Source organism: Nocardia amamiensis NBRC 102102, assembly GCF_001612745.1.
Lineage (GTDB): Bacteria > Actinomycetota > Actinomycetes > Mycobacteriales > Mycobacteriaceae > Nocardia > Nocardia amamiensis.
In genome coordinates this window covers 1-22237 of the sequence record NZ_BDBA01000126.1, presented here as the reverse complement: position 1 = coordinate 22237, position 22237 = coordinate 1, and the positions used below count along the sequence as shown (strand labels likewise).

General features: G+C 68.6%; 26 protein-coding genes and 1 pseudogene. 21 read left to right on the top strand and 6 right to left on the bottom strand.

Annotated elements, in window-relative coordinates; genetic code table 11:
• Nucleotides 1-16: 16 nt before the first annotated feature.
• Genes NA4_RS22965 through NA4_RS22955 form a run of 3 tightly spaced genes read right to left on the bottom strand, consistent with a single transcriptional unit; the run spans nucleotide 17 to nucleotide 3299 of the window.
• Entirely contained in the window at nucleotides 17-490 is a 474-nt protein-coding gene (locus NA4_RS22965; protein ID WP_067473650.1) for a YbaB/EbfC family nucleoid-associated protein, read from the bottom strand.
• Between the two features lie 7 nt (nucleotides 491-497).
• Nucleotides 498-836, bottom strand: coding sequence for a hypothetical protein (locus NA4_RS41515; protein WP_067473647.1), 339 nt, complete (start codon nucleotides 834-836; stop codon nucleotides 498-500).
• 24 nt (nucleotides 837-860) lie between these two features.
• On the bottom strand, nucleotides 861-3299 hold the full coding sequence (locus NA4_RS22955) for a WXG100-like domain-containing protein (RefSeq protein ID WP_157129240.1): 2439 nt from the start codon (nucleotides 3297-3299) through the stop codon (nucleotides 861-863).
• 235 nt (nucleotides 3300-3534) lie between these two features.
• Here NA4_RS22955 and NA4_RS22950 point away from each other — a divergent pair, with 235 nt between their 5' ends.
• The 4 genes from NA4_RS22950 (at nucleotide 3535) to NA4_RS22935 (ending at nucleotide 7360) form a co-directional block, all read left to right on the top strand.
• Nucleotides 3535-4638 (top strand): hypothetical protein, encoded by a 1104-nt coding sequence (locus NA4_RS22950; RefSeq protein ID WP_067473641.1) that lies wholly within the window; start codon nucleotides 3535-3537, stop codon nucleotides 4636-4638.
• A gap of 190 nt (nucleotides 4639-4828) precedes the next feature.
• Nucleotides 4829-5206, top strand: a complete 378-nt coding sequence (locus tag NA4_RS22945; RefSeq protein WP_067473639.1) for a hypothetical protein — start codon at nucleotides 4829-4831, stop codon at nucleotides 5204-5206.
• A 322-nt stretch (nucleotides 5207-5528) separates the two neighbouring features.
• The gene (locus tag NA4_RS22940; protein ID WP_084497359.1) at nucleotides 5529-6425 is read left to right on the top strand and encodes a helix-turn-helix domain-containing protein; all 897 of its coding nucleotides are present in this window, start codon (nucleotides 5529-5531) and stop codon (nucleotides 6423-6425) included.
• A 143-nt stretch (nucleotides 6426-6568) separates the two neighbouring features.
• Nucleotides 6569-7360, top strand: coding sequence for an SDR family NAD(P)-dependent oxidoreductase (locus NA4_RS22935; protein WP_067473636.1), 792 nt, complete (start codon nucleotides 6569-6571; stop codon nucleotides 7358-7360).
• 71 nt (nucleotides 7361-7431) lie between these two features.
• On the opposite strand, the pseudogene NA4_RS43735 reads toward NA4_RS22935, so the two are convergent.
• A pseudogene (locus tag NA4_RS43735) lies at nucleotides 7432-7506 on the bottom strand (hypothetical protein); the annotation flags it as partial.
• Between NA4_RS43735 and NA4_RS22930 the strand changes: the two are divergent.
• The 3 genes from NA4_RS22930 to NA4_RS22925 all read left to right on the top strand — a co-directional run bounded on the left by NA4_RS22930 (nucleotide 7474) and on the right by NA4_RS22925 (nucleotide 9064).
• Nucleotides 7474-7668 (top strand): hypothetical protein, encoded by a 195-nt coding sequence (locus tag NA4_RS22930; protein WP_157129239.1) that lies wholly within the window; start codon nucleotides 7474-7476, stop codon nucleotides 7666-7668. The pseudogene NA4_RS43735 and the gene NA4_RS22930 overlap by 33 nt on opposite strands.
• Before the next feature lie 383 nt (nucleotides 7669-8051).
• Entirely contained in the window at nucleotides 8052-8225 is a 174-nt protein-coding gene (locus NA4_RS43730; RefSeq protein WP_373862818.1) for a DUF6879 family protein, read from the top strand.
• Nucleotides 8222-9064, top strand: coding sequence for a helix-turn-helix domain-containing protein (locus tag NA4_RS22925; protein WP_084497358.1), 843 nt, complete (start codon nucleotides 8222-8224; stop codon nucleotides 9062-9064). The genes NA4_RS43730 and NA4_RS22925 overlap by 4 nt, the downstream gene beginning before the upstream one ends.
• A gap of 152 nt (nucleotides 9065-9216) precedes the next feature.
• Here the strand turns inward: NA4_RS22925 and NA4_RS22920 are convergent, their stop codons facing one another.
• Together NA4_RS22920 and NA4_RS22915 are read right to left on the bottom strand one after the other, a co-directional pair.
• On the bottom strand, nucleotides 9217-10653 hold the full coding sequence (locus NA4_RS22920) for a sensor histidine kinase (RefSeq protein WP_245671549.1): 1437 nt from the start codon (nucleotides 10651-10653) through the stop codon (nucleotides 9217-9219).
• A 35-nt stretch (nucleotides 10654-10688) separates the two neighbouring features.
• Nucleotides 10689-11363, bottom strand: a complete 675-nt coding sequence (locus NA4_RS22915) for a response regulator (protein WP_067473627.1) — start codon at nucleotides 11361-11363, stop codon at nucleotides 10689-10691.
• A 118-nt stretch (nucleotides 11364-11481) separates the two neighbouring features.
• Here NA4_RS22915 and NA4_RS39345 point away from each other — a divergent pair, with 118 nt between their 5' ends.
• The 14 genes from NA4_RS39345 to NA4_RS22850 form a co-directional block, all read left to right on the top strand.
• Nucleotides 11482-11853: a PepSY domain-containing protein gene (locus NA4_RS39345; protein WP_084497357.1), complete on the top strand. Its 372-nt coding sequence runs from the start codon at nucleotides 11482-11484 to the stop codon at nucleotides 11851-11853.
• A gap of 232 nt (nucleotides 11854-12085) precedes the next feature.
• Nucleotides 12086-12460 (top strand): hydrogenase maturation nickel metallochaperone HypA/HybF, encoded by a 375-nt coding sequence (locus NA4_RS22905; protein WP_067473624.1) that lies wholly within the window; start codon nucleotides 12086-12088, stop codon nucleotides 12458-12460.
• Nucleotides 12418-13269: a hydrogenase nickel incorporation protein HypB gene (gene hypB, locus NA4_RS22900; protein ID WP_067473621.1), complete on the top strand. Its 852-nt coding sequence runs from the start codon at nucleotides 12418-12420 to the stop codon at nucleotides 13267-13269. Before NA4_RS22905 ends, hypB begins: the two co-directional genes overlap by 43 nt.
• 86 nt (nucleotides 13270-13355) lie before the next feature.
• A complete protein-coding gene (locus tag NA4_RS22895; RefSeq protein WP_067473619.1) occupies nucleotides 13356-14411 on the top strand; it encodes an NADH-quinone oxidoreductase subunit B family protein in 1056 nt (351 codons plus the stop codon).
• Between the two features lie 11 nt (nucleotides 14412-14422).
• Complete coding sequence (locus NA4_RS22890) at nucleotides 14423-16219, top strand: nickel-dependent hydrogenase large subunit (RefSeq protein WP_067473616.1); 1797 nt, start codon at nucleotides 14423-14425, stop codon at nucleotides 16217-16219.
• A gap of 26 nt (nucleotides 16220-16245) precedes the next feature.
• A complete protein-coding gene (locus NA4_RS22885) occupies nucleotides 16246-17166 on the top strand; it encodes a NifU family protein (RefSeq protein WP_245671548.1) in 921 nt (306 codons plus the stop codon).
• Nucleotides 17167-17168: 2 nt separating this feature from the next.
• Nucleotides 17169-17798, top strand: a complete 630-nt coding sequence (locus NA4_RS22880) for a DUF5947 family protein (RefSeq protein WP_067473611.1) — start codon at nucleotides 17169-17171, stop codon at nucleotides 17796-17798.
• Entirely contained in the window at nucleotides 17795-18442 is a 648-nt protein-coding gene (locus NA4_RS22875; protein WP_067473608.1) for a DUF6084 family protein, read from the top strand. The genes NA4_RS22880 and NA4_RS22875 overlap by 4 nt, the downstream gene beginning before the upstream one ends.
• Entirely contained in the window at nucleotides 18439-19767 is a 1329-nt protein-coding gene (locus tag NA4_RS22870; RefSeq protein WP_067473605.1) for a hypothetical protein, read from the top strand. Before NA4_RS22875 ends, NA4_RS22870 begins: the two co-directional genes overlap by 4 nt.
• Before the next feature lie 13 nt (nucleotides 19768-19780).
• Entirely contained in the window at nucleotides 19781-19900 is a 120-nt protein-coding gene (locus NA4_RS43725; protein WP_373862817.1) for a DUF6893 family small protein, read from the top strand.
• A gap of 22 nt (nucleotides 19901-19922) precedes the next feature.
• Complete coding sequence (locus NA4_RS22865; RefSeq protein WP_067473602.1) at nucleotides 19923-20240, top strand: hypothetical protein; 318 nt, start codon at nucleotides 19923-19925, stop codon at nucleotides 20238-20240.
• Nucleotides 20241-20253: 13 nt separating this feature from the next.
• Nucleotides 20254-20778 carry a hydrogenase maturation protease gene (locus NA4_RS22860; RefSeq protein WP_067473599.1) on the top strand — a complete coding sequence of 175 codons (525 nt, stop codon included), beginning with the start codon at nucleotides 20254-20256 and terminating at the stop codon, nucleotides 20776-20778.
• A 3-nt stretch (nucleotides 20779-20781) separates the two neighbouring features.
• Nucleotides 20782-21024: a HypC/HybG/HupF family hydrogenase formation chaperone gene (locus NA4_RS22855; protein ID WP_067473597.1), complete on the top strand. Its 243-nt coding sequence runs from the start codon at nucleotides 20782-20784 to the stop codon at nucleotides 21022-21024.
• A partial coding sequence (locus NA4_RS22850) for a Sua5/YciO/YrdC/YwlC family protein (RefSeq protein WP_169811098.1) occupies nucleotides 21021-22237 on the top strand: 1217 nt, incomplete at its 3' end. The genes NA4_RS22855 and NA4_RS22850, both read left to right, overlap by 4 nt.

Here is a 22237-nt window from a genome sequence, read left to right as displayed (position 1 = left end):
GATGTCCACTGCGGCGTCAGTCGTCGTTGTCGGCGACCACCGACCGCGGGCCCGCGGCGCCGGAATCGCCGACGCGCCAGCGCGCCGGATCGGGCGGCGTCATCGGTGGGGCGGGTGCGGTCGGCAGCAGCGAACCCAGATCCGGTGCGCCTTCGACGATCTCGGAAAGCTTGGGCAGCGCGTTCTTCCGTTCCAGCAGCGGCGTCATCAGATCCCTGCCGCGCTGCGCGACCTCGGCCGCCGCCTGCTGCACGGCCGCCGTGACGTTCTCGGCGATCTCCTCGAGGCTCAGCTCGAGGACGTCGTCGGCGAATCTGGTGGCGATCAGGACGCCGTCGGCGTTCACTGTCACCTCGATGCGCTTGTCGCACGCGGTCACCGTGGCCGTGAGCAGCGACCGCTGCTTCTGCAGCTCGGCGATCCCGCGGAACTGCTCTCCGAGGCCCTCCAGCATCGTCGCCATGTCCGCGCGCAGGCGTTCGTTCACCATGTGCCGCTCACTTTTCCCGGAACTGCCCGCTCGAGGCGTGGTCGGTGCCGCCCAGCGCGTCTGCGGCCTGACGCTGGCCATCCGACATGTCGTCGAGGGTCTGCGCGGCGCCCGCCGCGCCGTCCAGCAGGTTCTTCCGTGCCGCCTGGTAACCCTTGTCGCCTTGGGCGAACTTCCTGCCCCGTTTGTCGTCTCCCCACGGCATCGTGGTGGCATCGGATTCGATGCCCGCCAGTGTGTTTCGCAGCCTGTCGGCAATCGCTGTGACCTTCGTCGACAACTCCGCGGTCTGCTCCGATGCCCGGCGCAGTTTCTGCGGGTCGACCTCTACGCGGTCGGTGGCCATGGCACTCCCTTCGAGGTCGGCGGTCTAGAGGGTGAAAGGAACATCGACGTCCTCGGGACCCCCGGCGGCCTGCGCACCGGCCTTGGGGGCCGCGGGCAGCCAGTCGTCCGGCTGGTCGGCGCCGCCGGAAGGCGGCTTGAAGGGACCGGGCAGCGGCTCCACCGAGGGCCACTGTTTCGGGCGGGGCTTGCCGCGTACATCCTTGCCCTCACCGAGGAACGGCTCGTCGGCGCTGGTGGCGATCGGGTTCCCGTGCGTGCCGGACGAACCGGTCACCTGCGGTCCGGAGGGGCGTGGGCCCGCACCGGTCGGGCCGGGCGGTGTGTGCCCGCTGGCTGTGGGTGCAGCGGGCGCTGTGTGTCCGCTGGCTGTCGGCGGCGCGGGCGGTGTGTGCCCGCTGGCTGTCGGCGCCGCAGGCGGTGTGGTACCGGAGGTGGCGTGCGCGGGTGGGAGCGGAGTTCCCACGGTAGGTCCCGTTCCCGTGTTGGCGGGCTGCGGGCTCTCGGTCGACCGCCCGCCGTCGATCGACGACTCCCATGAGGTAGGTGGCCGACCGGTGGCATGGCCGGACTCGCCCGCGCCCGAACCGGTGGAGTAGCCGGAGCCCGCTCCCGTGGACGAGGAAGTGGAGTTCGAAAAGGTGCTGGCGGTATCGTGATTCACCGTCTGACCTGCCCCTGCGCTGACGTTGTCAGGCGCAGCGGGACGAGCGGTCTGCCCACTTCCGCTGTGTCCGCTGGTGGGGTCGTGAGACACGGTGTGGCCGGAGCTGCCCGCGGACGAGGCACCGTCGCCGCGGACCGAATGCGTGGACCCGGCATTTCCGTTGCTGATCTCGGCGATCGGTCGCGATTCGCCAGGCGGTGACCCGTTGGGATGTGGTGCCGGGCCTGCCGGGGTACCGGTGGGCCCTGCGGCCGTGGACGCGACATTTGCGTTGCCGGACTCGGAGTCCGGGCGCGAGCTGCTGGGTTGTGGTGCCGGGGTAGCGGTGGGACCGGCTGCCGTGGACGCTGCGTTTGCGTTGCCGGACTCGGAGTTCGGGCGCGAGCCGTTGGGTTGTGGTGCGGGGGTAGCGGTGGGACCGGCTGCCGTGGACGCTGCGTTTGCGTTGCCGGACTCGGAGTTCGGGCGCGAGCCGTTGGGTTGTGGTGCGGGGGTAGCGGTGGGACCGGCTGCCGTGGACGCTGCGTTTGCGTTGCCGGACTCGGAGTTCGGGCGCGAGCCGTTGGGTTGTGGTGCTGGTGTACCGGTGGGACCGGCGACCGTGGACGCCGTCGTCGACGATCGGCCGGAGAGCGCGTTCGCCCTCGCGCCGGATCCGGTCTCGCCGTTGCCGGTGGTCGTCGACGCGGGTCTGGTCCCGCTGGAGCTGGTGGACGATCCGTCGTGGACCGGCGGGCGTCCGGTATTGCCGGTCGACGGTTTCGGCATCCACACGTAGGAGCGAATGTCCCCGCGCCCCGGGGGAATCGGCGTGCCGAGCGCGAACCCGCCCCTGGCCCCGCCGACGATGCCACCGCGCGCTATACCGCCGACCCAGCCCGCGCCGGACGAGAACGACGACCAGTCACCGGTGACCGCGCCCGCCGCCACGTTTCCGAACGCGGTGCCGACCGCGCCGGAGGCCCCGCCGATCACGACACCGCGGCCCACCCGGCCGAACACGTTGTCCAGGTTCTTGCCCGCGACCTTGTCGATGCCCTTCCCGAGATACCGGCCGAACTCGCGGCCAGGGATCACGCCGGCGGCACCGGCGAAGATGGACAGTCCGAACTCGCCGCCGTTGAAGTGGCGGCGCTTACCCGCCCCGAGCTGGCCGACCTGCACGGCTCCGTTGATCGTTCCGGTGATGGCGGCGGCCTCGATCGCCCGCGCGCCGTAGACGCCGTAGCCCTTCGCCGTGGGCAGCACCGGCCGCAAGTGCACCGCGCGAGACCAGAAGTGCCGCTTGACCGTGGGGGCGCCGAGCCGGGCGGCAATATTTGTGATGATCTTCTGGACGAAGTCCTCGAACACCTTGAGGAAGGACCGGGTCGTGGTGACCGCGGCCGCTTCCACCGCGGGCGCGGTCGGCGGGAACAGCCAGGCCCACAGGATCTCGAGTGCGAGCCAGGCCAGGGTGACAATAACGGTGAGCTTGGTCGCCTGGATCTCGCTGCCCATGTCGAACGCGCTGTCGCCGACCGTGCTCATCAGCTTCGCCAGCGCCTCCACGGAGTGATCCCCGGTGCGCAGGATGTCGTAGCGAGCTCCCATCGCCGCGCCGCCTTCGCCCTGCGGGTACGCCGACACCGTGGTCTGCTTGGCCTGGTCGATGGCCGCGAGCAGCGCCTCGAGTTCCTTGCTCGCTGTCCGCCACGCCTCCGAGGCGGCCCAGGCGGCGTCCTCGTCGCCCTCCGGCCAGGTCGTGCCCGCCACCCAGGCCAGCCACTGCAACCCGTCCGGTAGGTAGAGCGTCACCGCTGCTCCGTGGCGGGCCCGAAGCGGCCTCTCGGAGTGCTCCTCACAGCTCGCCTCCTCGGCGGTCGACGTCACCGGATTACACCGCGGAAAGTTGAATTTCCATCGACGGACAAGCTAATTCTATTCGGGCGCAGCATGAATCGATCGAGCGTTTTCGAAAACTGGTTCTCGGCAACGCCGTTCGTTTCGCGCGGGGTGGTAGCCTGCGCCGCGATCGAGGAGGTGCCACGTCGTGACCGGAGCCGAGCAGCCATCCGCGGGCGGAGCCGACCCCGCGGATGCGGCGAGCCGCCGGATCGCCCAGTTGCTGACCGAGCTGGCGCCGCGGGGCGGCCACGAGATCCACGCGGTCTTCGTGCTGACGGTCGCCGCCGAGCTGGCCTCGGTCGTCGCCACCGACGAGGAGGGCCGTCCGGTCCAGCTCCTGCCGCCGGAGGAGGTGATGGCGCTGGTCCGCAGGCATCGGGAGGCGTCGGCCTCCCGGCCCGAGGGGCCGTGGTGGCGCTACCTGCTCGTGGTGTCGGCGTCCGGTGAGGTGCGGACCGACTACGACTTCGGCGCCGAACCGGTCCCCGACGACCACCTCTTCCCGCCGGAGGTCTATCGGACCGATCTCGAGGCATTTCCGCGGGACCGGCTGCCGGTGTGGCTCGCCGCTCACATCGGGCATGCCGACCGGCAGTCGCGGCCCGCCGAGACCGCGGCGTGCGCCGAGGCGGGCGCGGCGGTGGTGGAGGACGGACTGCCCGCGCTGCCGTTGCTGGTAGCGCGCTGGGCGGTGCTGTCCGCGGCATTCGTGGCGGTCGGCTCCCCGTGGGGGCCGCGGGTCCTGCCCGCACTTGGCCTGTTCGAAGGCGCCGAGCGCAGCGGGTCCTCGCTCTGGATCGTGCCCGGCGACCGGGCCGTGCTGTCCGGCGGCGTGTGGAACGATCCCGTCCTCGACGCGGTCTACAACGCCGGGGCGCCGATGCCGGACCTCTACGCGGGCGCGCCACCATGGGTCGCGAATCCGCTGCTGAACCCACGCGCGGGCATCGGCCTGCTGTCCTTCTGTTACTGGTGGGATCGCGGCCGGTGGTACCGCGGAACCGCGCCGCCCGCCGGCGAGGTCGCCGCGGCCGTACCCGCTGTGTGGAGCGGGGAGAACACCGCGGCCATCGTCGCCGCACTGATCGAAGGCAAACCGGCCGCCCGTGCCCGCGAGGCGGCGCTCGGTCTGGTGCTGGCCGCCGAGCGTGGGGAGATCGATCGCGCCGCGCTTGCCGAGGTCTTCGGTGCGGGCGACATCGACGACGCCTACCTCCAGCTGGTCATGGCCGGCGTGGCCGCCGGATGAGGACTCGATAGTCACACAGTCCCGGGTCCGTCCACTGGCTGCGGTGCCTTAACCGGGTGCGTCGCGGGCGTCTTCCAATGCTGCTGCGGTCCTGGCGATTTCAGCGGCCTCGCTGGGCGCTACGCCCAGTCCGATCAGGCAGGCGCGGGCTGCCGCCACTTCGGGGTCTGGCTCGGTCCAGGTCTCGTCGTTGCGTGCCTCGAGCAGCGCCAGCACGAGCCCGGTCGCCATCCTGGGCTCGCTGCTGGGCAGCGCCTACACCGATGAGATCGCTCCCCTCGTCGACGGCAGGCTGCCCGCCGAGGCGGCCGACGTGGCGCAGGATTCCATCGGCGGAGCGCTCATGGTTGCCCAGCGGATCGGCGAGGCCGGAATGCACGAACAAGCCGCGCAACTCATCTCCGCCGCGGATGCCGCTTTCGCCCATGCTGTGTCGCATACCAGCCTGATCGCAGCGATCATGCTGGCGGCAGGCACCGTCACCGTCGCGGCCCTGCTCCCGGCGCGGCGCAAGTCCACCCCCGCTCCTGTGCCGAGCACTACCGAGGAGGTCGTGATGGTGGGCTGACGATATCGACACTGCATGACGGAAAGGGGGACGCTTTGCGAAGGGCGCCCACGCTGTCGACTCGGGTGAGCATTACCAGTTTCGGTCTCGCCGAGCCGGCCGCCAGACCACCGCGGTGCGGGTGAACAGGTCGAATTGCTCGACGAGGGCAAGCTCACCACCCAGCACCATGGCCAAGCGGTAATCAGTTTCCGCAGCTGATCGCCCGAAGCCCCGCGCGGCAGGGTCGATCCAGCGGCCATGCGGTGTCTATGGCAGGTGGCGTGCTCGGCGTGATTCGGTACCCGCGCATCAAGCGACCTTCGGCTCGTAGCATGGGGCGATGCGATCCACCGTCGACGAGGGTGACGTTGCGGCTGTATGGGATATCGCGCGACCGTCGAGGCCCAGCCGGGTGGCCGGTGTCAGGATGGCTGGGTTCAGTGGTCGGAGCGGGGGCCCGATCGATGAGTGGGTGGTCCCGCACCCAGCCTTCACCGTGGCTCTGCAGTTCGGTGACGGCTCGCTCGTCGTCGACAACGCGGCCGGGTGGCAGCGGCGGGGAAGTCTTGTCGCAGGGCTCGGCCCCGGCGCGATTCGTCTGCGAGGCAACAACATACAGTGCGTTGAGGTGCGCGTGTCGCCGGTGGTCGCGCACGCCGTGCTGGGTGTCTCCCCAGCGGAACTCGACTGCAGTGTGGTCGTCGTCGACGAGTTGTGGGGCCCGGATGCGGAACGGATCCGCCAGCAGCTTCGCGATGCTCCGTCGTGGGGAGACCGTTTCGCGTTGACAGACGCATTGTTCGCCCGCAGGCACGAGACGGGGCCAGCCGTGGACCCGGAGGTGGCCTGGGCATGGGACCGGATCATCGTCAGTCGCGGCCGGGTCCGGGTCGAGGATCTGGCAGTCGAGGTTGGTTGGAGCCGCAAGCGTCTGTGGTCGCGGTTCCGGTCGCAGCTCGGTGTGCCCCCTAAACGCGCTGCGAAGCTGGTTCGCTTCGACCATGCCGCCCTTCGCTTGGCCGCGGGCGACAGCGCGGCCCGGGCCGCGGCGGAGGGTGGTTACGTCGACCAGTCCCACTTCCACCGAGACGTCCTGGCGTTCACGGGAATGACTCCGGCCAGACTGGCCGGTGCTGCGGGGCTGGCGGAACACGACATCGCGTGGGCGGTCACGGAACGTTTGTACAAGACCGACGCCCGCGGTGCACGTGACGATGGGGTCATGCGCAGCCACTGACCCATCGAGGTGCACGCCGTTGCCGAGTTGTTCTCACGGCGTGCCCCAGCGTGGAATCTACCGCCGAAGACCCTCGCGTTTCTCCTTCGGCTGTGGCTGACGCATGAGACCTGCATGCAGAGCACGCGATAGGAGTACGTGACATGGATCTGCGCGGCGCGAAAGTGTTGTTGACGGGAGCAACCGGCGGGATCGGGCAGGCGCTGGCGCTGGAGATGGCTGCCCGCGGCGGTGATGTGGTGCTCACCGGGCGACGTACGGATATGCTCGAGCCGCTGGCCGAGAAACTGGGCGGCCGGGCCGTCGCCGCCGACCTGACCGACCGGGCCGGGATCGAGGAACTGTTGAACGCGGCGGGCGACATCGATGTGCTCGTCGCCAACGCCGCGCTGCCCGCGACCGGTTTGCTGGCCGACTACTCGATCGACGAGATCGACCGCGCTCTCGATGTCAATCTTCGCGCCCCTATCGTGATGGCGAAGCTGGCCGGGCAACGCATGGCCGCCCGGCGCCGCGGTCACCTGGTCTTCATCTCCTCGCTGGCCGGAAAAGCCGCGTCCGGGCAGATGTCCCTCTACAACGCCACCAAGTTCGGGATGCGCGGTTTCGCCCTCGCGCTACGCGAGGACATGCGGCCCCACCAGGTCGGTGTCTCGACAGTGTTCCCCGGCTACATCAGGGGCGCAGGCATGTTCGCCGATTCCGGCGCGACACTGCCTCGCGGGATCGGCACCCGTTCGCCGCAGGACGTGGCGCGCGCAGCCGTACGAGCCATCGAAAGCAACCTCGCCGAGGTGGACGTGGCCCCGCTCAGCTTGCGCTTCGTCGCCTTGGTCGGCAGCGCCGCCCCCGGCCTGGCCGCATCCGTCCGACGCCACACCGGTGGCGACAAGATCACCGAGCAGATTGCCGGAGGCTTGCGTGACAAGCGCTGACACCATCGCTCGGACTTCTGCTCGGGGCCGCCGCCCGGGCCGTCATCGGTGACCGTCAGCAGGGCATGCCCGTCGCTGCCGGGTTTCACGGCGACACGGACGGAGCTCTTGGCGTGCCGCTGGGCGTTGTCGGCGAGGTTGCCCAGGACGCGGGCGAGCTGGGTTCGGCTGCCGGTGACCACAATCGGCTCGTCGGGGACTGCGATGCTTACGGCGATCCGGTCGCCGCCCCGTCCGGAAGGGAATGTCGGGTGGGGTTCGATTTCAGGGTGGTCAGCCCCCGAGTTGCGCGGCCGACCACGCTGTAGTTGTTGCTGAAGTGGGATGGCTCCTGGGAAGCCTCTAGCTGATTCCGGTCAGTACAGGCCCAGTTGCAGGCCCATCCATGTCATCGCGGCCTCGCGATCATCCCGAGCGATGGACCGAGTCGCGTACTTCGGTTTGCTCACGAACCGGCGCGAACCCGTACCAGTGACAGGTCGCACCGTCCACCAACCCAACTCTCGATGCAGCAAATACCCGCCACCTGAATCCTGTGGGTGCAGTCGGTCAATCCGTGGGCGCGGCAGCGCTCGAACCGCGCTGATGACCCGATCGCGCACGCTGACCGGACCCGAGTACTCGGCGTAGCGGCGCCTTCCATTCGACCAAGCCATGTCACCCAACCTATCCCAGCTCGCACTCGTCAGCCGTGACGGCCCGAATATTAGAGGCGGTCTCACTGGTCGCGTTCAATCTGGTCGACGCGAACGGCGGGCCAGCGGGCGTTGCAGTAACCACCGATCCCGGCATCGTATCCCATTGCCGGACAGTAAAAGAGCGCCTCTGGTCGCTGGCTGCACCATTCACCGAATTCCGCCGGTGACCAGTTCGGCACAAGAAGCACGGGAGGCTCTCGGCAAGCGACTCCGAGAGATCAGACGTCGCGCCGGGCTGACAGGCCGAGAGCTTTCCCGCCGAGAAGGATGGCACGAGTCAAAGGTATCGAAGATCGAGTACGGCAGACTTCGACCATCTGATGCGGACATTCGGGCGTACTGCGAGCATGCGGGCACGGGGGACCAGCTGGAGGACCTTCTTGCCAGCCTGCACAATGTCGACTCCGCTTACATGGACTGGAAGCGTATCCTCGCCTCCGGAACGCAACGGCGGCAGCAGCAATCAATCAAGCTCGAAGCCGAAGCAAGGCAGATACGCAATTGGCAGCCCCAGGTAGTTCCTGGACTACTTCAGACGGCGGATTACGCGGAAGCTATCCTCCGCTATGGAATTGACTTCTACCAAGTCCCCGACGATGTCGAAGCGGGCGTTTCCAAGCGGATGGAACGGCAACAGGTCCTCTACCGAAGAGGGCATCGATTCCATTTCCTGATTGCTGAGCAAGCTCTTTATACGACGGTGGGCACTGATGCTGTCATGGTCGGACAGTTGGATCGTCTTCGTGCAATCATCGGTATGCCACGTGTGACGCTGGGCATCGTTCCCGCGATGGCCGAGGCCAAGACGGCTGTCGAGAACTTCGTCATGTTCGACAACCGAGTAGTGAAGGTCGAGGGCCATACGGCGGAGATAACCATCACCAAGCCGCGGGAGGTAGCTCTCTACGGCCACGCGTTCGGCGCGTTGGCCGAACAGTCCGTAACGGGAAATGAAGTGCGCGCCTTGATATCTGCGGCACTCGAACGACGCGCGAGGTCCATCTGACCGCACCGCGACTTCTCGGTTTGACCCGTTCCCGGTTCGGTGGATAAGAGGATCGATGTCGCCTGGTAGTGCGGGATTTCGGTGTTGAACTCGATGCGGCGTAATTCCGAGAAGTACCAAGGGCGGGTCTGTGAAACTCGGGTCCGCGGGCTTCAGTCGCGAGCGGCGGGCTGGGGCAGGCTGACGACGAAGTGGGCGCCGCCGGGCACGCCGTCGGTGACGTGGATGGTGCCCGCATGTCGCTCGATGACGTCGCGGACGATGGCCAGGCCCAGACCCGCGCCACCTTCGTCGCGGGTGCGGGCGTCGTCCAGCCGGACGAATCGCTGGAAGACGCGGTCTCGTTCGGCAGGCGGCACACCCGGGCCGTCATCGGTGACCGTCAGCAGGACTTGTCCGTCGCTGTCGGGTTCTACGGCGACGCGGATGGAGCTCTTGGCGTGCCGCTGGGCGTTGTCGGCGAGGTTGCCCAGGACGCGGGCGAGCTGGGTTCGGCTGCCGGTGACCACAATCGGCTCGTCGGGGACTGCGATGTCGACGGCGATCCGGTCGCCGACGCGGTGGGCCAGTTCGTCGCGGACGAGGGCGGTCAGGTCTACGCGGTCGGAGCGTGGTTGCTCGCCCGCGTCGAGCCGAGCCAGCAGCAAGAGGTCGGCGGCGAGGTGCTCCAGGCGGATGGTGTCGTCGATCAGGCCGTCGAGTTCCAACAGGTCCGGATGGGCTTGGGCCACTTCGAGTTGTGTGCGCAGGCTGGCGATGGGGCTGCGTAGTTCGTGGGCGGCGTCGGCGATGAATTGGCGTTGGCGCTCCGAGGATTCCTCCAGGGCGGCGAGCGTGGCGTTGGTAGTCGTTGCCAGCCTGGCGATTTCGTCGCGTGAGCCGGGTTCGGGAACGCGGCGGGAGAGGTCACCGTCCATGATCTCCGCGAGCTGCGCGCGGATCGCCTCCACCGGACGCAGGGCGCGCCGGGTGACCAACCAGGTCACGGCGGCGACTACGACGAGCAGGGGTGACAGGCCGATCAGCATGGCTTGCCGCGCGTCCGCCACCGCGCTGTCGGCGGTCTCCAGGGAGGCGCCCGCGTAGACGGTTGCGGGCTGCCCGTCCGGGAGGGTCACCGGGAGCGCGGCGACCCGGAACGGCTCGGGTCCGTCCTCGGCATCCACCGTCAGTCGTACGTCACCGAATTCAGCTTCGGCCGCCGCGGGATCGGCGGGCGTCGAGGCACTCTGCTCGTCACGCTCGTCCTCGTCCTGCTCCTCCTCGTCGTCGTCCTCGTCGTCGCGGGACTTCGCGTAGGGGTCGAAGTCGATTATCGGCGGCTTCCCTTGGAGTTCTCGAGGGGCTGCCAGGACTCGGCGGTCGACCGAAACCACTTGGACCGGATGGTCTTCGGCATCGGGCAGCGTCAATCGGGCGGGGTCGCCTGCCGCCGCGAGCTCGACCGCCACATCGCGTGCGGTGGTTTCCGCCTGCAAGCTCGCGCTCTCGACGAGGTTGTGCCGCAACACCGCCAGCACCGCGAACCCGGCCGCCGTGAGCGCCACCGCGACCACCGCTGTCGCCGCGACGGTGGTGCGCGCCCGCACCGATCGCCACCACGACCGCCTGGGTAACCGGCCGCTCACGCCTCGGCCGCCAGCCGGTAGCCCGCGCCCCGGACGGTGGTGATGGACCGGCACCCGAACGGCGCGTCGATCTTGCGGCGCAGCGTGCTGATGTAGACCTCGACGATGTTCGGGTCGCCGTCGTAGGCGAAGTCCCAGACATGGTGCAGGATATCGGCTTTCGACACCACCTCCCCGGCGCGCACGGCCAGTTGCTCGAGGACGGCGAATTCCTTGGCGGTCAGCGGCACGTCCTGAGTCCCGCGTCGACAGGTCCGCGTGCCGGGATCCACGATCAGATCGCCGACGCGCAGAACTCGTGCGCCGCCGCGGGTCCGGCGGCGCAGCAGGGCGCGGATGCGGGCCAAGAGCACCAGGTAGGAGAACGGCTTGCTGAGGTAGTCGTCGGCTCCGGTGTCCAAACCTTCGGCCTCGTCGTATTCGCCGTCCTTCGCGGTGAGCATGAGCACCGGCGTCTCATTCCCCGCGGCGCGCAGCGCGGCGCACACCCGGTAGCCGTTCATGCCGGGCAGCATGATGTCGAGGATGACCAGGTCGTACTCGGTGGTGGTCGCCAGATGCAGGCCCTCGGTGCCGTCGTGCACCACGTCCACGGCAAATCCCTCGGCCGACAACCCTTTTGCGAGGGTGAGAGCCAACCGCTTTTCGTCCTCGACGATCAACAAACGCACCCACCAAGGGTCGCAGATGGATGCTGAAACGGTCTTCAGGTGACTTCAGCTCGCCTTCAGCTTCCTCTTGCGACAGTGGTCCCGGTATTCGAGATCGCAACTCCCGCAGGAGGTTCCCATGACAACCGCTTTCCGCCGCGCCTACGCCGGGCTTCGCTGGATCATCCTCGGCACCGCCGTCGCGGCGGTCGTCGCCGGCGTGAGCTTCGCCCTCGGCGCCGTCGCCACCGGCGGCCATGAGCACACCGTCGCCTTCCATCCCTCCGCGCGGGACTGGTCGCTGGTCGCGGACCCGGGCATAAACCAGCAGCAGGCCATCGATAAGGCGGTCGAGGCGGTGCCCGGCGGACGCGTCGACTCCGCCGAACTCGACACCGATCGCGGCACCCCGGTGTGGGAGGTCGAGCTCACCACGCCCGACGGTGTGGAGCACGAGGTGACCATCGATGCCAACAGCGGCAATGTGCTCGCGAAGGTCAACCACGACTGATTCTGTGCGACCCCTCCCGAGACGTGTGACGCAGAGCGGTTCGGGTATGCAGCAGGCGTTGCTACCGGGCAGCCGAGACCAATGAGGAGCGTCTCGGCCACGCCCGGTTTACCGCCCGTCATGGGCCTTGCACGTCGGAGTATCGGTTCGCGGGAGCATCGATAGATTCGGCCCGCGTCATGTTTGCCCGGGAGTAGCCTCAGAAGGGTCCGCTCGAGGAATCGAGGTCGCGATGCACGAAATGGCGATCACCCAGAGCGTCATCGACGCCGTCTGCGAGCATGCGGCGGGACGACGGGTGTACGCCGTCACCGTCGAGGTCGGCGCACTGTGCGCCGTCGTGCCCGAGGCCATGCGATTCTGCTTCGAAGTCGCGGCCGAGGACACCGTGGCCGATGGTGCGGATCTGATCCTGGTGGAGATTCCCGGCGTCGCGGCATGCCGGACCTGCGGAGCCGAATTCCGGCTCGCCGATCCCATCCTGCTGTGTTCCTGCGGTAGCGCCGATGTCGACATCCGCTCCGGGCGCGAGCTGCGAATCCGATCGATGGAGGTGAGTGAGTCATGTGTGCAACCTGCGGATGCGGCGACGACACCACCGCGGTGATCCACGTCCCGCACGACCATCAACACGATGACGGGCACGACCACGCCCACTCGGCAAACCATCAGCACGCACACGAGCACCATCACCAGCACGGCGACCACGTGCATCCGCCCGCCACCGAGACGGTCAGCCTGGAGCTGAAGGTTCTGGCCAAGAACGACGAACTGGCCCAGCGCAACCGGGCCTGGCTGGCCGAACGCAACATCGTCGCGCTGAACCTCACCAGCTCACCGGGCGCGGGCAAGACCACTCTGCTGGAGCGCACCATCCGCGAGTCCGGCCAGTCCCCGATCGCGGTGATCGAGGGCGACCAGGCGACGATGCTGGACGCCGAACGGATCACCGCCACCGGCTGCCGGGTCGTGCAGATCAACACCGGCGCGGGCTGTCACCTGGACGCCGAGATGATGTACCGCGCGCTGGAGACGCTCGATCCCGCGCCGGGCACTGTGCTGCTGGTGGAGAACGTCGGAAACCTGGTCTGTCCGGCGCTGTTCGATCTGGGGGAACACGAGAAGGTGGTGGTCATCTCGGTCACCGAAGGCACCGACAAACCACTGAAATACCCGCACATGTTCCAGGCAGCGGGACTGGTGCTGGTGAACAAGATCGACCTGCTGCCCTACGTCGACTTCGACCTGGACCGATGCCGGGAATACATCGCCGCGATACACCCCGGCGTCGAGGTCCTACCGCTGTCGGTGACCAGCGGTGCAGGCCTGTCGCACTGGTACGACTGGCTGGCCGCGCAACGCCGCGTGGCCGGTTCGGCGGCTCTCGACCGAGCCACCGAGCGAGCTAACATATAGCGATCAGGATCACATCTCCGGGTGACCCCTTCTTCGAGAAAGGTGAGATTCGGCCCCCGGTGGTCCGCTGCGGAAGGTGGCGAGGTATGCCCACTCAGGAAGCAGTACAAGCCGAAGAAACGTTGATCCACGTTCTGTGGATCAATGCAGGACTCAGTTGTGACGGTGACTCGGTCGCCCTGACCGCCGCCACCCAGCCGAGCATCGAAGAAATCGCGCTCGGCGCGCTACCCGGTCTGCCGAAGATCGCCGTGCACTGGCCGCTCATCGACTTCGAGTGCGGTCCCAACGGCGGCGCCGACGATTTCCTGGAGTGGTTCTTCAAGGCCGACCGCGGCGAACTCGAGCCGTTCGTCCTGGTGGTCGAGGGATCCATCCCGAACGAGCGACTCAAGGAGGAAGGCTACTGGTGCGGGTTCGGCAACAACCCCGACACCGGTCAGCCCGTGACGACCAGCGAATGGCTGGATCGTCTCGCGCCGAAGGCGACCGCCATCGTGGCGGCGGGCACCTGCGCGACCTACGGCGGCATCCATGCGATGGCCGGTAATCCGACCGGTGCGATGGGCGTTCCCGACTATCTCGGCTGGGAGTGGAAGAGCAAGGCGGGCATTCCGATCATCTGCGTGCCCGGCTGCCCCATCCAGCCGGACAACTTGTCGGAGACGCTGACCTACCTGCTCTACATGGCGACCGGACAGGCGCCGATGATCCCGCTCGATGAAGCGCTGCGGCCGAAATGGCTGTTCGGCGCGACCGTGCACGAGGGCTGCGACCGCGCGGGCTACTACGAGCAGGGCGAATTCGCCACCGAGTACGGGTCACCGACGTGCCTGGTCAAGCTGGGCTGCTGGGGCCCGGTGGTGAAGTGCAACGTGCCCAAACGCGGGTGGATGAACGGGCTGGGCGGCTGCCCGAACGTGGGCGGCATCTGCATCGGCTGCACCATGCCGGGCTTCCCCGACAAGTTCATGCCGTTCATGGACGAACCCCCCGGCGGAAAGTTCTCCTCCACCGCATCCGGGCTCTACGGATCGGTGATCCGCAGCCTGCGTCATATCACCGAACGCACGGTCGACAAGGAGCCGCACTGGCGGCACAAGGGCCGGAAGCTCGAAACCGGCGCGACTCGCACCTGGTAGGAGGACCTCCGATGACCCATATCATCCCGGAGCCGTCGCATCGAACGATCGAACCGGACCGTCTCGTCGAGATGTCCTGGGATCCGATCACTCGCATCGTCGGCAGCCTCGGCATCTACACCAAGATCGACTTCGACAATCGGGAAGTGGTCGAGTGCCACAGCACCTCGTCCATCTTCCGCGGCTATTCGATCTTCATGCGCGGCAAGGATCCGCGCGACGCGCACTTCATCACCAGCCGCATCTGCGGTATCTGCGGTGACAACCACGCCACCTGCTCGTGCTACTGCCAGAACATGGCCTACGGCGTGCGCCCGCCGCATCTGGGGGAGTGGATCGTCAACCTCGGTGAAGCCGCCGAATACATGTTCGACCACAACATCTTCCAGGAGAACCTGGTCGGCGTGGACTACTGCGAGAAGATGGTCTCGGAGACCAATCCCGGCGTGCTGGCCAGGGCGGAGAACACCGAGGCGCCGCACGCGGGCGACCACGGCTACCGCACGATCGCCGACATCATGCGGGCGCTCAACCCGTTCACCGGCGAGTTCTACCGGGAGGCACTGCAGGTCAGCCGGATCACGCGCGAGATGTTCTGCCTGATGGAAGGCAGGCATGTGCACCCGTCGACGCTGTACCCCGGCGGCGTCGGCACGGTGGCGACGATCCAGCTGATGACCGACTACATGACCCGGCTGATGCGCTACGTGGAGTTCATGAAGAAGGTCGTGCCGATGCACGACGACCTGTTCGACTTCTTCTACGAGGCGCTGCCGGGTTACGAGAACGTCGGCCTGCGGCGCACGATGCTGGGTTGCTGGGGCTCGTTCCAGGATCCCGAGGTCTGCAACTTCGAGTACAAGGACATGGAGGACTGGGGCCGCAAGATGTTCGTCAGCCCCGGCATCGTGGTCGACGGCAAGCTGCTGACCACCTCCCTGGTCGACATCAACCTCGGCATCCGGATTCTCTTGGGCAGCTCGTACTACGACGACTGGTCCGATCAGGAGATGTTCGTCAAGAACGACCCGCTCGGCAATCCGGTGGACCGGCGTCATCCCTGGAACCAGCACACCAACCCCAAGCCGCAGAAGCGAGACCTGGAGGACAAGTACAGCTGGGTGATGTCGCCACGCTGGTTCGACGGCACCGACCACCTCGCCTTGGACACCGGCGGCGGCCCGCTGGCACGGCTGTGGGTGACGGCGCTGGCCAATCTGGTCGACATCGGGTACGTGAAGGCGACCGGGAACAGCGTGCAGATCAATCTGCCCAAGACCGCGCTCAAAGGTCCGGTGACGCTGGAGTGGAAGATCCCGGCGCACGGCAGCAACACCATCGAGCGCAACCGGGCGCGCACCTATTTCCAGGCCTATGCCGCGGCGTGCGCGCTGCACTTCGCGGAGAAGGCGATGGCCGAGATCCGGGCGGGCCACACCAAGACCTGGGAGAAGTTCGAGGTCCCCGACGAGAGCATCGGCTGCGGATTCACCGAGGCGGTGCGCGGCGTGCTGTCGCACCACATGGTGATCCGGGACGGGAAGATCGCCAACTACCACCCGTATCCGCCGACGCCGTGGAACGCCAGTCCCCGCGACAGCTTCGGCACCCCGGGCCCCTACGAGGACGCGGTGCAGGGCCAGCCGGTCTTCGAGGAGAACGACCGCGAGCACTTCAAAGGCATCGACATCATGCGCACGGTGCGCAGTTTCGACCCGTGCCTGCCGTGCGGCGTGCACATGTACCTCGGCAAGGGACAGACGCTGGAGAAGCTGCACTCACCGACGCAGACGCTCACGCCGGAGTGAGTCCACGTCCAGTAGACCGACGGGAGGTGACAGTGGAGGCTCGCCTGGACGACCAGGACGACGCGACGCTCGAGGAATCCCGCTGGCGCGAAGCCGGGGATCGCATCGAGACCTTGCTGGAGGCGAGCTCGGCGGGCGGTGCGCTCGCGCGCGAGCGCGCCGAGCAACTCGTGCGCGAGATCGTCGAACTCTACGGTGCGGGACTGCGCCGTGTGCTGCGGCTGCTCGACGCCGAGGCGATCGAGCGGCTGGCGCGCGACGACCTGGTCGCGAGCCTGCTGCTCGTGCACGGACTGCATCCGCACGACGTGACGACCAGGGTGCGGACGGCGCTGGACAGCGTGCGCCCCTACCTCGGTTCGCACGGCGGTGATGTCCACCTCGTCGACGTCGCCGACGGGGTGGTCCGGCTGGAGCTCGCGGGCAGCTGCCGCAGCTGTCCGTCGTCGTCGGTGACGCTGGAGCTGGCCGTCGAGGACGCGGTGCGGGCGGCGGCGCCGGAAATCGAGTCCATCGAAGTCGTCGCGGCGCAGACGGAGTCGGCGGGGGTGATCTCCGCCGACTCGCTGTTCTCCCGAGTCCACACCGGCGGACACCGGTCCGGCAACTGGGTCGCGGTCCCCGAGCTGGCCGAGCTGCGCGCGGGGGAGGTCGGCGGTTTCGCCGTCGCCGGGCTGGCCGTGCTGGCCTGCCGGGTGGGCGAGGACGTGTATGCCTACCGGGACCACTGCCCGGGCTGCGACAGCTCGCTCGCGGGCGCTGCGCTGGAGCGACGCGTCGGATTCCCGCTCGGCGACGCGGTGCTGCGCTGCCCGGCCTGCCAGGCGCACTTCGACGTCGTGCACGCGGGCGCACGCGTCGACGGTGACGGACACCTGGAGCCGTTGCCGGTCCTCGTGCGCTCCGGCGAGCTGTCGGTGGCGGTACCGGTGGAGGTGCACGGGTGACCATGCCGTTCCGCGCATTGCAGCGGATCGCCGCCGATCGCACGCCGCCCCGGGCGGGCGAGCGGTGCGAGATGTGCGCCGAGCCGATCGCCGGCGAGCACCAGCACGTCGTGAACGTCGAAGGCAGGCAGCTGATGTGCGTGTGCCGCAGCTGCTATCTGCTGTTCGTCGACCAGAACGCGGAGCTGCGCTATCGGGCGGTGCCGGATCGGTATCTCGCGTTTCCCGATGTCACCATCAGTCAAGCGGAGTGGGACACGCTGGAGATCCCGGTGGGTCTCGCGTTCTTCTTCCGCAACACCCCGCAGGGGCGGACGGTGGCGTTCTATCCCGGCCCCGCGGGCGCCACCGAATCGGAGCTGCCGCTGGCGGCGTGGGACTCGGTGCTCCAGCGCCATCCCGAGCTGGACGTGCTCGTCCCCGACGTGGAGGCGCTGCTGATCCGGATGCCCGAACGCGGGACCGGGCAGGTCGGCGGCTGCCTGCTGCTGCCGATCGACGCCTGCTACGAATTCGTCGGCCGGATGCGAGTGCTGTGGCGCGGATTCGACGGCGGCCAGGACGTGCGGCGCTACCTCGAGGAATTCTTCACCGCCGCCTCGGCGCGCGCGAAACCCGGCGGTGCGGCATGAGCCCGGTCTACTCCACGACCTTCGCCGTGCTCGAGATGAAGCCGGAGCCGTACGCGGCGGCGCCGATCCTGTCCGCACGCGTCGGGATCGCCGCGCTCGCGGAGGAACCTGTGCACGCCATCGCCTTACGCGCACAGGTGCGCATCGAGCCGTTCCGCCGTGGCTACTCCGACGAGGAAGCGGCGGGTCTGGTCGACCTGTTCGGCCCGCGTGAGCGGTGGCGCGACACCCAGCGCTCGTTCCTCTGGATGCACTGCGCCACCATGGTTCCCGGGTTCACCGGGGGCGCCGAGATCGATCTGCCGATGCCGTGCACCTACGACTTCGAGGTGACCGGATCGAAGTACCTGCACGCATTGCGCGAGGGCGTGGTTCCGCTGTTGTTCCTGTTCAGCGGGACGGTCTTCATCAAGGGCAGCGGGGGATTCGCCATCCAGCAGATCCCCTGGGATCGGGAGGACAAGTTCGGCATGCCGGTCTCGGTCTGGCAGGACCTGATGGCCGCGCACTTCCCCAACACCGGCTGGCTGCGCCTGCACAAGGACACCCTCGACGCGCTCGCCGCCTACAAATCCGGCCACGGCCTGCTCGGCTTCGACGACGCGGTGAGCAGGCTGCTGGCGCACGCCGAGGAGCGGCCGTGACCACCGCCGAATCCCGTGCCCGTGCCCGCGCCGTGGCCGACGCGGTGCTCTACGAGGGGTACCTGCTCTATCCCTATCGGGCCGACGCGCGCAAGAACCAGTCGCGGTGGCAGTTCGGCGTGCTCGGCCCGGAGGGAGCCGCCGCGGCCGGGCTCGGCGAGGAGTCGGCGCTCTCGGCGCAGTGCCTGATCGATGCGGGTGAGAATCCCCAGCTCACCGTGGCGGTCCGTTTTCTGCAGCTGCAGCACAGGCAAGTGATGGATGCCGGCGGCGCACCCGTCGCCGAGCTGAGCGATGGACAGCGGTCGTGGTTGTCCTGGGACGAGGCGGTCGAGCAGGAGATCGTTCTCGGGCCGGTCGCGCCCGCGAATATCGTTCGGCCACTGCGTATCCCGGGTGGAACGGACACCGAGCAACTTCCCGGGGCAGCCGGTGCCGCGGAAGGCGCGCTGGTACGGACCCGCCTTCCGCTCGCGGGCGAACTCACACTTGCGACCGACTGCGACGACGGCTACCTGCGGCTGACCGTCGTGTTGCGCAACGAGGGGGCGCCCGCGACCGACCAGCGCGACGCCATCGCCCGCTCGCTGATCGGCGCGCACGTCATCCTGGAGATCACTGGCGGGCAATTCATCTCGCTGCTCGACCCGCCACCCGCCGCCGCGCCCGCGGTCGGTCGCTGCGAGCGGCGCCGCTGCTTCCCGGTGCTCGCCGGACCGCCCGGCGACTACAGCATGCTGCTCATCTCGCCGATCATCCTCTACGACCATCCGGAGATCGCCGAGCAGAGCGAGGGCGCGCTGTTCGACTCCACCGAGATCGACGAGATCCTCACCCTCCGCGTGCTGACGATGACCGACGAGGAGAAGGCGCGGGCGCGTGCCACCGATCCGCGCGCGGCGGAGATCATCGACCGCTGCGAGGCCATGACACCCGAGGCGATGCGGCAGCTGCACGGCGTCCTGCGCGACCCGCACCCAGATCTTCCGCGGCTGATTCCGGACATCCCCGAGGGCATCGATTGGTGGGATCCGCTGGCCGACAGCGCCGTTCGCCCCGAGTCCGACGCGGTGGCGGTCGCGGGAGTGCTGGTGCGCCAGGGCAGCCGGGTGCGGTTGCGTCCGTCCCGGCGGGCGGACGCGCAAGATCTGTTCTTCGACGGCAGGTGCGCCCGGGTCGTCTCGGTGCACGAGGACGTGGACGGTCAGGCGCACGTGGGAGTGGTCCTGGACGACGACCCGGCGGCAGATCTGCACGAATGGTATGGCCGCTACCTGTATTTCGCACCCGACGAACTGGAGCCGCTCGACGGCCCCGACAAGTGAAAGGACGTTCGCTATGCAAGCGGTGGGAGTGATCTCGACAGCCATCGTCGCCGGACTGGCGGCGGTGGGGCTGTACCTGGGTGTGCGGGCGATACCGGATCTTCGGCGATACCTGAAGATCCGGCACATGTAGTGGACGACCGGAAAGGAACATCATGGGTGAGCAACGTGAAGAGCCGCAGTCGGCTCGCGGCGCGCCGGGTTCGCGTGACACCGGCGCCGACACCGTCGCCGGAGGACCGGCCGACCGGGAACCGGGCGACATCGGCCACGAGGAGACGACCTCCGCTCGCGGCACCGATACCGATCGGGAGGCCGAGTTCACGACGGCGCCCCCCTCCGGCGCCGAACCGGCGACCCCGCCCTTCGAAGGACGTAAGCAGACCGCCAATGCGCCCGACGAGACGGCAACGGGCAAGGTCGACGACGCGGACGTCGGCGGCGCGACGGCGCCGACCGAAGGGGAGGAGTGAGCCGACGGCCACGGTGCTGATCGCCGGGATCGGCAACATCTTCCTGGGCGACGACGGATTCGGACCCGAAGTGGTGCGGCGCCTGCCACACCACCCTGGCGTGCGCGCGGTGGACTACGGCATCCGCGGCATGCACCTCGCCTACGACCTGCTCGATCCCTGGGACGCGCTGGTGCTGGTCGACGCGGTCCCCGGCCGCGGAGCGCCCGGCCGTGTCGAGGTGTTCCGCGCCGCGCCGGAAGACGCAGACGCCCCGCATCTCGACGCGCACGCGATGACCCCGGCCGCGGTTTTCGCCGGAGTGCGCGCGTTGGGCGGTGCGCTGCCGCCGACCGTCGTGGTCGGCTGCCAGGTCGCCTGCGTGGACGAGGGCATCGGCTTGTCCACGCAGGTCGCCGCCGCGGTCGATGAGGCTGTCGCCGCCATCGGCGATGTGCTTGCCGGACTGGTCGCGAGTCCCGGTGCTGCGGGGGAGCCGGTGCCCCCATCGGGGGACACTTCGCCGCTTTCGCCGACCACAGTGCGACAGGAGGACTGACCCATGTGTCTGGGAATCCCGGGGCGGGTGGTGGAGATCCCCGCGGGCTACCACGACCAGATCGCGCTGGTGGACGTGTCCGGCGAGCAGCGGAAGGTCAATATCGGCCTGCTGGAGGACGATCCGGCGCGACCGGGCGACTGGGTGATCATCCACATGGGCTTCGCCGTGGAGAAGACCGACGAGGCGGGGGTCGCGGCGGCGCTGGACGGGCTGCGCCTGCTGCAACGCGGAGACCGGCCATGACCGTCGCGCGGCTGCGGCGGCGACTGCTCGTGCGCGGCGTGGTCCAAGGCGTCGGGTTCCGTCCGTTCGTCTACACCACCGCGGCCGAGCTGGCTCTGTCCGGCAGTGTGAGCAATGACAACAGCGGGGTCGTCATCGAAATCGAGGGCGCGCCAGCGGATCTGGACGCATTCACCGAGCGGTTGCGCCTGCGGCCGCCGCCGCTGGCCGTGATCGAATCGGTCGACCAGGCCGAGATCGCGGTGCGCGGCGGCACCGGCTTCCATATCGCCGGGACCACCAGCGACGGCAGCGGTCGCACGCTGGCCTCGCCCGATGTCGCGATCTGCGCCGACTGCGAACGTGAGCTGCGCGATCCCCAGGACCGCCGCTATCGCCATCCGTTCATCAACTGCACCAACTGCGGTCCGCGGTTCACCATCATCGCGAGCCTGCCCTACGACCGTGAGCGGACGTCCATGGCGGACTTCGCCATGTGCGACCGCTGCGCACGGGAATACGCCGACCCCGCCGACCGGCGCTTCCATGCCCAGCCGATCGCCTGCCCCGACTGCGGCCCGGCACTGGCCTACTCCGGCCCCGGTAGCGGCGCGCCACTGGCGGCCGCGCGGGAACTGCTGCGCGCCGGCGGCATCCTGGCGGTCAAGGGCATCGGCGGGTACCACCTCGCCTGCGACGCCGCGAACGAGGCGGCCGTCGCTGAGCTGCGCAGGCGTAAACGCCGCGGCGACAAGCCCTTCGCCGTGATGGTGCCCGACCTCGCCACCGCCCGCGCCATCGTCGAGGTCGACGACGCGGCCTCGGCGCTGCTGACCAGCCCGGCCCGGCCGATAGTTCTGCTCGCCCGCCGGTCCCCGCCCGGAGCGGGATTCGTCGCACCGGGCGACGCCGCTGCCGAAGGCCGATGCCTGGTCCCAGCCGCCTCGGTCGCGCCAGGCAACCCGGACCTGGGCGTCATGCTGGCCTACACTCCGCTGCACTTGCTGCTGTTCGGCCTCCCCGGCGATCCGCCCGGCCCGCAGGTGCTCGTGATGACCTCGGGCAACCTCGGTGGCGAACCGATCTGTTACGAGGATGACGACGCTCGCACCCGCTTGACCGGACTGGCCGACGGGTGGCTGTCGCACAACCGGCGCATCCTGGTGCCCTGCGACGACTCGGTGGTGCGCGCGCTCGACGGCCGCGAGCTGCCCGTCCGGCGCTCCCGCGGCTA